Below are 9923 nucleotides of genomic sequence, written 5' to 3'. Positions count from 1 at the left end.
CAACCGGCCGGTGAGCCTGCGGGTCTACGCAGATCGCCTGGTGGTCGCGGCCGAAGGCCAGATCGTGTGCGAGCATCAGCGCCTGATCGAACGCAACCACCATGGTGCGGGACAGACCGTCTACGACTGGCGCCACTACCTGGCGGTGCTGCAGCGCAAACCTGGAGCCTTGCGCAACGGTGCTCCGTTCCTGGAACTGCCAGCGGCCTTCAAGCGACTGCAGGCCACCTTGCTCAAGCAACCCGGCGGCGACCGGGAGATGGTGGAGGTACTGGCACTGGTGCTGCACCACGATGAACAGGCTGTGCTCGCTGCAGTGGAGTTGGCACTGGAGTCAGGGGCTGCCAGCAAGACCCACATCCTGAACGTGCTGCACCGCCTGCTGGACGGCAAGCCCGCTCCAGCACCGGTCACATCGCCGCAGGCCCTCAAGCTGGCGGTGGAACCCCAGGCCAATGTGCTTCGCTACGACCAATTGAGGGAGGTGCGCTATGCGTCATGACCCTGCCATCGCTTCCATCGTGATCATGTTGCGCGAGCTCAAGATGCACGGCATGGCCCAGGCTGTTGCGGAACTGGCCGAGCAAGGCGCGCCGGCCTTCGATGCAGCAAAGCCCATCCTGTCCCAACTGCTCAAGGCCGAGACCGCCGAGCGCGAAGTGCGCTCTGTGGCCTACCAATTGAAGGTGGCCAAGTTCCCTGCGTACCGGGACATGGCGGGCTTTGACTTCAGCCATAGCGAGGTGAACGAGGCACTGGTGCGCCAACTGCACCGCTGCGAATTCTTGGAGAACGCCAACAACGTGGTGCTGGTGGGTGGCCCGGGTACCGGCAAGACCCACATCGCCACAGCCCTCGGGGTGCAAGCCATCGAGCACCATCACCGCAGGGTGCGGTTCTTCTCCACGGTGGAGCTGGTCAATGCACTGGAAGAGGAGAAGGCCAACGGCAAGCCTGGACAGTTGGCCCACCGGTTGGCCTATGCCGATCTGGTGATCCTGGATGAACTGGGCTACCTGCCGTTCAGCACGTCAGGAGGAGCCTTGCTGTTTCACCTGCTGTCCAAGCTGTACGAGCGCACGAGCGTCGTGATCACCACCAACCTGAGCTTTAGCGAGTGGGCCAATGTGTTCGGCGATGCCAAGATGACCACGGCGCTGCTGGACCGGCTCACGCATCACTGCCATATTCTGGAAACCGGCAACGACAGCTATCGGTTCAAGAACAGCTCCGCACAGCAACCACCACAGACCACCAAGAAGGAGAAGGCGACCAAGAACTTATCCACAACGTGAGCGTGAAGTTCACGAACCAGGGTGGGTCAGATCGAGATGGAAATGGTGGGTTGCGGTTGCATGGAAATCAACAAACGCGGCACATGGCCGCAACCCGGTTTCAACCTGAGAGACGTTGGACGCATGCGCTGTGACGCTGTCCCCATTGGCCGCCAGCCCAAATTTCTGCCGAAATCCGGGCCAGCGGCCACATTCTTTGTGCTCGGGCGGGCCGGCACAAAGAATGTGCGAATCGGCTGGGGACGGCGTCAAATCAGGCTGCGTCCAGCGTGGAATGCGTCAACACCACGGCCTTCAATGTGCGAGCAACGTGGCACCCACTGTGCGACTATGTGCCAACCATGGCGATGAGAACATGCCGCCAACTGTGCCGACACCCCTCTGCTAACGGTGCGAACAACCAGCCAGGCAATGTGGCATCTGAGCGCTGGCGCTGGATCAACGGCTCACCGCAACCGTAGCCCAAGCCATGCAAGCACGCCGACCGCAAGCAGCAGCGCGGCTTGCATGAGTACGGGCTGCAACCGCCACCACAAGTGCCGTGCAGCCCAGCGAACGGGGTGGCGTCTGGCGTCTTCCAGTTGTGCGGACTGGCGCTTGATGACCGTATCGTGCCGTGACGCTTCTATCGCCATACGTTCGCGCTCGAAGAGCAGCTCGGCCAGGTACTCGCGCGGGTCGCGTTCGCGGATGTTCGCCTCCCAGGACGTGACTGGGGTCAGCTCTTTCACTGGCATTTGCTTGGAAACGCCTTCCCGATGCTCAGGGTCGCTGTACGCGAACTTCAGGCCGAAGCGTTCGTAGAAGCGGTTGCGCCTTGTGCGGTTTTCCTCTTCAGCCTGGCCAGACAGCAGCTTGATCGGCCTGACGGTTGCCTCTGGCCACTGCTGCGCCCAGGTCACGATTTCGTTCATTAGGTAGGTGCCTATCCGCTGGCCGCGTAGCTCGGCCGGATCAAGGAAGAGCGCTCCTCCCACCAACGAGACCGACGCTTCACCGTCGCGGAAGCCTCGTGAATAGCTACCGTCAAATGTCCCACTGACCCGGGATCGGAACGAGTGTTTGGCCTCGATGGTTTGGTAGGACAGGCGGATCGAAGCCTCGTACATCTGCCCGTCCCTGTCGTCGCGCCGGTAGCTTTCCTCACGCTGGACGAAAAGCATGGCAATTGGCTCGCCATTCGGAATGCGCCGGTCACGAACTTCCAGGATGAAGACTGGAGGTTTGATTCGCTGCTTGCCGCGCCAGGCGTCGTCAAATGCAGGTAGTGTCATCGGCCCAGCTCCTTGGCTGATCGCCGTGCAACAGCGATCAACCGTTCGCGGTGCCATGCCAAATAGCTGCGATGCGCATCGCTCAGCCATCGGAGCGTCATGCCCGGCTGCAGGCCGAGGCGGTTCTGGTCGTCGGCTGACAGGCGTGGTGACACAGCATTACGCCGGCATCGTCGAAGCTGACCAGGAAGCCGTCGAACAACGCGTCCAGGTTGGCCACCAGCAGGAAGCCGTTGAACACATCAAGGCGTTCGGCATCGCTGCTGCACTCGGCCCAGGGCTTGGCGTGGCTGGCGCGCAGCAGTTCAGGCAAGGCCAAACCCGTCACGGCGCATGCGCCGCCCCAGTAGTCGAGCATGGCGCTGCGGTACTTTTGCTGCCCTACACGCTGTCGCACCAAGCGTTCCACCTCGGTGTCGCCAAGGCCGTTGGTAAGCTCGCCCAGCTGGCGCGAAACCTCACTCTCGAAGTCTTTCGCCGCTTGGCTTGGCAAGGCCCTCGCCAAGCTGGCGGCACGGCGCAGCAGAGCCGCCAGTTCGGCTTCGGTTGATGCGGCGAAGCCGGCGGCGGCGCACAGACTGGGGAAAGTCTGTCGCATCTCCGGCAGCAGTGCCGGCGTGGCCGCTTCCACCGTCAGAAGCAGACCTTCCACACCAGGGAGCAGAGTCACTTCAGCCCGCGCGCTATGTCGTGCGGAAGCCAGCGCTACCGTGTGCGGGTCGCCTGGAAGCGCATGCTCAAAGCCGTGATCGTGGCCCAGTTTCTCGATCAGCGCTCGCTGCAACGGGTTCATGTGCCAGTGACCTACTGCAAAGCCTGTTGCCGCTCGCCGTTGAAGCGCTTGCAGAACAGCAGCCCATCGTCAGTGCTGGGGTCGAGTGTCAGGCGCACCGCGTCCCCTTGCAGGTCGCCTGGCGGTGGCGTGGTGGTCGTGACGATGTACTGAAAGGGCAATTCCCCATGCGGGAAGTGCTCGCTGTGAAGTTCACTCATCAGCGACAAGAAGTTCTCGTAGAGCCCCGTGCTCATGTCCGCTTCCCGGGGGCAGTCGTGGATGAAGAGCCCTGGGAGGGCTCCGTCCTTCCGGGGGCTGTCCAGCATGCAGGCCATGTCCCCGAGCAATACCTCCAACACCCGAAAGGCTTCGCCGCCTCGGAGCGAAATGCGGAACGGCCGCTGCTCGTCATGCGGGTCGAAACTGCCGAAGGCGCCGTCGGGGAGCAACTGCTGCGTCAGCCCGTCGATGATTGCGGCCAAAATCTTCTCACGGTCAGACTTGTTCAGCTTTGCGACCGCGAGTTGGGTTTGCGCGCGTCCCAGCTCCTGCGCGACCTGCACGCTGTGGGCACGCGCTGCGTCGATGTCAGCCTGTGCCTTTGCCGACCCCGCAGCGCCATCCCAGCGGCTCAGCTCCTCCAGCAAGGCGGGCCATTTGTTGGCCTCCATTTGGGCCGTCCGTGTTGCGAGCCGGGCCTTGCTCTGGGAAGCAACCAGGGTCTTCTCGTTGTCCTGCATGGTCGTGACCAAACGATGCAAGTCGTTCTTGCGTAATAGGGCGGCGCCGGCACGCGAAATGGACGCCTCCATCGCAAGCTTGAGGTTGGGCCGGTCCCGGGTATCACGAAAGCTGAACTGCTTTAGCTGGTTGATCTCGGCCTGTACATGCTGGCACTCACCGAAAGCAACATTACCGTGCTTGCAATGGCCGGCCAGTTGCTGAAGCGCCATAAGCTGCGCGCCAAGCGCCGAGTAAGCCTGCTCGTCGCCTTGGCGGGCCTTGTCCGCCAATTGGCACATCAGGTCGGCCTCGGCGTACTCGGCCTGTTTCCGCTTCAGGTCGGCGCGCAGATCAGCAAGCGCTTCGTCGGCCTTGTCCTGTTCGGCTTGCAACTTTTGTAGTCGAGCCTCGGCTTGTTTTCCCGCCATGTCGATACGGCTCGCCACGGAGTCAACAAAGAAGTCGTCGGTACGGATCGGCAAATCCTCCGGCAGTTGCCCTTGTGCCCGCAGGCTGCTCTCAATGCGGCGCCGGATCAGCGCCGGCTCCTTGAGCAGTTCCTCGACCTTCTCCTTCGCTGCTTTGAGCGATTCCTCCAGCTTGGCCGTCTCGCTCAGCAGCGCGGTCTCACCTTGATCCAGCAGTCCAAGCACGGCACGCATCACGATGGGTGGGTCTTGGCGCTGGCGTTGCAGCATGTTGCCTTCGCCGTCGCGCCAGTCGTAGAAGGCCTTGAAGCGCGCGCCTTGGTCGCGGCTGACCCAGGCCAGCAAGTGCCGCCACTCAATGGCCTGGCCGGTCTCTGGGATGTTGCGGGGCGAGACCCGGCTCATCATGGTGTCGCCGAGCTGCTTCACGAAATCGCGGTCGTTGATTTCAGTCTCACGAGTCCAGATCGCCGTGATGTCCGTGCCCGGGGTCGCCACACCGACCTTGTGCGGGTTGAAGTAGCGGCACACCGTGAAGGCGTTGCCGTCCACATGCAGCACACCGATGACGCCACCCTGTGCGAACTCGCTGAACAGCTCTTCGCGCAGCTCCGCTACGGCTTTGGACGTATCGCCCAGGCATAGGCGCAGCAACAGGCATAGCGAGGTCTTGCCCACACCGTGCCCAGCGGCGCGGCTGCCTTTCGCGCTGCCCGCAGCCGGCTCCTTGGCCCAGATGATGTTCAGGCCGCGCCGCAGCGGCACCGAGCGGAAGACGTGCTCGTCGCCCGGTTCGCTGAAGATCGCCAACCGCTCGAACCACAAACGGGGGGCGCTTCGGTCGGTGGGCAGGTGCTGGGTCAGTGGCTCCACGGTGCGGCCCTCTTCGTCAGGCTTGTTTCTTTGACGGCGTTGCCGCCGGGGTTTCGTCGGCCGATGTCAGCGCCGCAAAGGCTTGCTTGGCGGCTCTGGCCAGCAAGATCGCCACGGGCGCGGTCTGGGCGCTCACGCGCACTTCAGCGGGCAAGGGCACGTTTGCAATGCGCTCGACCAAGTCGCCAGCCGAAATCATGCGGATCACCCCTCGGGCCTCGAAGTGGCGAAGCCACTGGTGGAGACGGTCGCCCGCCACGCGCGCAGCCTCAAAAACGCCGACGTGCGACTGCATGAAGTTGCGCACAAGGGCAAGACCTTGGACATCGAGCAAGCGCTCGTGCAGCTCGGTCTGCCCCGCCAGCACGAACACGTCGTTCAGCTCTCGCCGAGGCAATCGCTGCCCCTGCTCGATCAGGGTGAGCAGCAAGCCGGCGAGGTGGGCATCAGTCTCGTCCTGGATCACGCCATGGTCTGAATAGCTGGGCGGCGCCTGCACGCCCGGGGGCGGGCTCAGCAAGCTGGCGTAGGGCTGGCCGTGTTCATCCGCGAGGGCCATGCGTCGAAACTCGCGAAGCACCAGCCGCTGGGTGCGGTACTCGCCGAACTCCTTCATCTCTCGGTTCTTCAACACCCGAAAGGTCTCGCTCGGGTAGTCTGCGCCCATCACGTCGGCGGGGTCGAGGATGTAGCGAAGCTCGTCCTCGTGCAAGTCATAGAGGCGGGCGTAGTAGGCGTCCAGCTCGCCACGAATTTCGGCGCGGCGGTCGGGGTCGAAGGTGAAGGGCGGGCCCTCAAAGCCCAGGTCTTGTGCCCAGGCTTGCAGGTCGTGAGCGGTGTAGGTGAGTTCCAGTACGCGCGGGACAATGAAAGCGAGGTCTGTGTCCGTGTACCGTTCCGGCGGTAGGAACGGGAGCTGCTTCAAATAGAAGTAGGCGAGCGAAGTCCCGCCGACCTTTTGACGAGCCACGTAATCGAGCGCCAGCGCATCGAAGTTGGCGAGCAAGGCAGCACTTTGTTTGACCGACAGACCTGGGCCGGCAAAGAAGAGCGGGGTTTTGTGGTTCACGCCCACACGCGGCATCACGCTGGCAATCACCGTTCGCTCGTCAGTCGCGCGGCAGATGTCTCGCCAGCCCATCAGCCAACCCCGCGTCCAACCTTTGTCTTGCAGGCGTTTCTCGACCTCAGCTTGGCTCACCCAGTAGCGCGTCGTCGTCGTGCGGCTTGGGTCTACCCTTTCTTCATCGGTCATGTCGCGGTTGTCGCCGTCCGCTTCGTAGGTGGCCCAACGGTGGTCGAACTGATGGATCAGCTTGGCTTCGTAGAGTGGCAGCAGGCCCGCAGCCGGCGCGTCAGCGAACAAATGGCTATCGCCGGACATGTGCAACATCACTGAGAAGTTGATGCCCCACGGATTGCCGTCTGGCCGCTTTTCGTCGATGAGCACGGGCGCAGTGCGGTAGATCTTTTTGGTCAGCTCGGCATCGTGCTTGCTGCGAAAGACGGGGCACGTGAGTGTGTTCGGATTGATCAGGCGGAACTCGGCCGGTGTCAGGCTGAAAAGGCGTCTTTCGTCCCCGAGGTCAGCCAGTTCTTTCGCATGGAAGATGAAGTCGGCTTTCGACGCTGTGCCGATCGTGAGAAGACAAAAGGCATCTCGGCTGTCTGTCCCGGGGAAGAGTCGTCGGATTTCCCAGAATCCGAGCAGACTCACCAAGCGTCCCTGCTGAGCGAGGTGCCCGAAGTACGCCTTGGTGCCGTCATCAGTGGCAATACCTGTTGGCACTATGAAGCCAGCGCGTCCGGCTGCGTGAGTGATCTGGTTGATGCTCTCCGAGAACAGCGCGTAAGTGTTCAAGTCTCCCCTGCCGGTCAGCGGATAGCGCCCGCCGTCCTCTCCCTTCACGTGCGCATACAGGCTGGCGGCCTCCGCCGTGCGGCGCGCGCTGATGAATTCGCCGTGAAGCCGCTGCTCGGCTTCGCACTCATGCGGCGGGTGCTCGTGCTGCGGGAAGAGCTGCTGGGCCAGCCGGCCCTCGCTCAGCCACTGGATGCGCTGGGCGCGCTCGGCCTTGTTCTTGGCCAGGGCCACATCGCGATGGCGGGTGGCGAAGAACTCTTCCTCTTGCAGCTTGATGCGCTCCCACGGCGGGTTGCCCAGCACACAGTCGAAGCCACCCTGCGCAAACACCTGCGGAAAGGCCAGCGGCCAATGAAACACGCGGGCCTCGCTGCAAGCGGCTTGCGCCGCAGCCAGGGCGCCGTGCTGGTCGGCCGGGAGGGGCACGCCTTGCAGGGTGAGGTAGAGGGTGGCGGTGGTGGGGATGCCGCCGGCGGTATCGACCCGCTTCGGCAACAGGTAGGCGCCCAGCAGCAGGTGAGCGGCTTGCGCCAGGTGGCTGCTCCGGGCTTGGCGCAAGTAGGCGCCGTAGGCTGCTGCCTTGGCGGTGATTTGTTCGGAGCTGTCCTCCGGCAGGGCCTCCAGGGCTTGCAGCTCGGCTAGGCCGCTGCCGGATTGGCTGGGCACGTCCATCTGGCCAAAGGCGCGGGCCTCGCGCTTCTTCGCCAGATCTTTCAGCGCGGCGGCGTTGGCTTTGGCGAGCTGCTTGCACACCTCTTTGTCGTCGCCGCTCAGGGGCTTGAATGCGTCTTTGGCGATGCCGAGTTCCAGCGCCTTGAGGTCAGTCAGGCCCAGCAGCGCGTCGCCCACTTGCAGATGGTGGTCGAGGAAGCCCAGCGGTCGGCCTTCCTCAAAGCCCTCCAGCCACAGGGCGGTGCGGGCCAGCTCGATGGCCATGGGGTTGCGGTCCACGCCGTAGATGCAGCGGGCCACCACGTCGCGTAGGGCGTGACGGTAGTCCTGCGGCTTGACGGCGCCTTCCTGCCCACCTTGCAGACTGCGCAGTTGAGCCAGCTTCTCGGCCAGGCGGCGGGCGGCTGCCAGCAGGAAGTGGCCGCTGCCGCAGGCCGGGTCAATGACGCGGATGGCGAGCAGGGCCTCGGTGGGCTGGGCCGGGTTGGCGGCCAAGCGCTGCTCGATGATGGGGTCGAGCGCGCTCTTGATCAGCTCCTGCACCAGGCTGTCTGGCGTGTAGTAGCTGCCCGAGGTCTTGCGGGCGTTGCCGGCGGTGCTGCCTTCTTCGGTGATACCGACGAAGCCGAAGCGGCGCGCGGGCAGGTCGATGGTGGGCACCAGCTCCAGCAGGCTTTCGTACACGCTGCCCAGCTCCTCTGGCCCCATGTTGCGGTAGTCCACGGGGCTGAGGCTGCTGGCCCGGCCTTGGGTGACCCGAGCCCAGCGCAGGTGGCCGATGGCGGCGAGCAGGTGGGTGTTACTGAGACCAGCGGCGTCGAGCTGCGGGCATTGGTCAGGCGCGAACAGTCCGCCCAGCGCAGGCAGGGCCAGGCGCGGCTGGCCGTCGGCCAGGCCCTTGAAGACGATGCGTATGGCCTGCCAGTGGTCGTCGTGCCGGTTGCGGGCTCGGCGCTTGAGGCAGACCTCGCGCAGGCGGGCGAGCGCGTAGCCCTCGGCATAGGCGCGGCGGGCGGCGATGGATTCCGCGCTGTCGTCTGGGGTGTGCAGCACGCCGCGCTCTTCGACGGTGAATACGAAGATCAGCCGATAGATGAGGCGCAGCAGTTGCTGGAAGTAGGCGTCTTTGCTGAGGCTGCCGTCATGAAGCGCGGTGCGTAGTGCCTCGTTGGCGGGGTGTTGCAAGAAGCCTTCACCTAGGGTGAGCAGGGCTTGCTCCACGCCGTTGCGCAGGCCCTCGCGCACGCGGGTGCCTTCTACCTGGCCGGCCTCGCGCCAGCGCTCCCATATGCAGGTTTTGCAGGCTGTGCCCGCTTGCTGCGGGGCGCGGCTGCCATGCAGCAGGCGCCACACATTGGCGAACTCGGCGTAGCGGCTGCCGCCGAGCAGGTCGGCCAAGTCCACCTCCAGATAGGTGGGGCGGGTGAGCGAGGCGGCGTCGCGCAGCAGGCGTAGTTGCAGGCCGTTGCTGATGAGGCCCCAGGTGTGGTCGGGGCTGGCATTGAGCAGCTCCTGCATGGCCTGAAAGGCAGATTTTTTTCGGCTGCCACTGCCGGACACGGCGAAGCGCGGGTCGGCATCGTCCAGGCCGAGGTCGTGCGGGGCGATCAGCACGGGTACGCTGCCAGCGGGGCCGGCCATCAGGCTGACCGGATAGCTCAGGCCTTGGGCCGACACGGCGGTGGCGGGCTGCACCGGCGTGTAGCCCAGGGCATCGCGCAACAGCTCGGTCACGAAGCCTTCGGTGAGCCGGTGGGCATTCAGGTCGGCGCGGTTGTGCTGGGCAGCAAAGTGCTGCCACTGCGCGCAGGCGATCTGGAAGGCCCGGCTGTACTCGTCCTTGAGCTTGACGCCCTTGGGCACGCCGAAGTCGGCCTCGGTCTGGTCTTGGGCGCGGCCTTGGGCGGCTTTCTCCAACTGGTCGGGCAGGAATAGGTTGCCTTCGAGCTTGAGCGTGGGCAGGTCGAGTGTGGCGCGGCGCGGGCTGTTGCGGATGCGTTTCATGTTGTTCTCGGTGCC

At 64.2% G+C, this 9923-nt stretch carries 5 protein-coding genes and 1 pseudogene; 2 read left to right on the top strand and 4 right to left on the bottom strand.

Annotated elements, in window-relative coordinates:
* Both JHD63_RS05920 and istB read left to right on the top strand, forming a co-directional pair.
* Positions 1 to 502 (top strand): annotated as a pseudogene (locus JHD63_RS05920) (IS21 family transposase); the annotation flags it as partial.
* Positions 492 to 1295, top strand: coding sequence for an IS21-like element ISThsp10 family helper ATPase IstB (gene istB, locus JHD63_RS05915; RefSeq protein WP_198969817.1), 804 nt, complete (start codon positions 492 to 494; stop codon positions 1293 to 1295). The pseudogene JHD63_RS05920 and the gene istB, both read left to right, overlap by 11 nt.
* Before the next feature lie 446 nt (positions 1296 to 1741).
* Here the strand turns inward: istB and JHD63_RS05910 are convergent, their stop codons facing one another.
* The 4 genes from JHD63_RS05910 to JHD63_RS05895 all read right to left on the bottom strand — a co-directional run bounded on the left by JHD63_RS05910 (position 1742) and on the right by JHD63_RS05895 (position 9908).
* Positions 1742 to 2569: a GNAT family N-acetyltransferase gene (locus JHD63_RS05910; RefSeq protein ID WP_198969816.1), complete on the bottom strand. Its 828-nt coding sequence runs from the start codon at positions 2567 to 2569 to the stop codon at positions 1742 to 1744.
* 97 nt (positions 2570 to 2666) lie between these two features.
* Positions 2667 to 3362, bottom strand: coding sequence for an HNH endonuclease (locus tag JHD63_RS05905; RefSeq protein ID WP_198969815.1), 696 nt, complete (start codon positions 3360 to 3362; stop codon positions 2667 to 2669).
* Positions 3363 to 3373: 11 nt separating this feature from the next.
* Positions 3374 to 5368, bottom strand: coding sequence for a hypothetical protein (locus tag JHD63_RS05900; protein WP_198969814.1), 1995 nt, complete (start codon positions 5366 to 5368; stop codon positions 3374 to 3376).
* A gap of 16 nt (positions 5369 to 5384) precedes the next feature.
* On the bottom strand, positions 5385 to 9908 hold the full coding sequence (locus tag JHD63_RS05895; protein WP_198969813.1) for an Eco57I restriction-modification methylase domain-containing protein: 4524 nt from the start codon (positions 9906 to 9908) through the stop codon (positions 5385 to 5387).
* Between the last annotated feature and the right edge of the window lie 15 nt (positions 9909 to 9923).

Origin of the sequence: Xylophilus sp. ASV27 (assembly GCF_016428875.1) — a bacterium.
Taxonomy (GTDB): Bacteria; Pseudomonadota; Gammaproteobacteria; order Burkholderiales; family Burkholderiaceae_C; genus Xylophilus.
The sequence above is the reverse complement of the archived record's forward strand: the minus strand, read 5'-3'. Positions and strand labels throughout refer to the sequence as shown.

Excerpts from the sequence above, each read along its gene's own strand:
- istB (WP_198969817.1), top strand. The coding sequence starts at position 492 with ATGCGTCATGACCCTGCCATCGCTTCCATCGTGATCATGTTGCGCGAG.
- JHD63_RS05910 (WP_198969816.1), bottom strand. The coding sequence starts at position 2,569 with ATGACACTACCTGCATTTGACGACGCCTGGCGCGGCAAGCAGCGAATC.
- JHD63_RS05905 (WP_198969815.1), bottom strand. The coding sequence starts at position 3,362 with ATGAACCCGTTGCAGCGAGCGCTGATCGAGAAACTGGGCCACGATCAC.
- JHD63_RS05895 (WP_198969813.1), bottom strand. The coding sequence starts at position 9,908 with ATGAAACGCATCCGCAACAGCCCGCGCCGCGCCACACTCGACCTGCCC.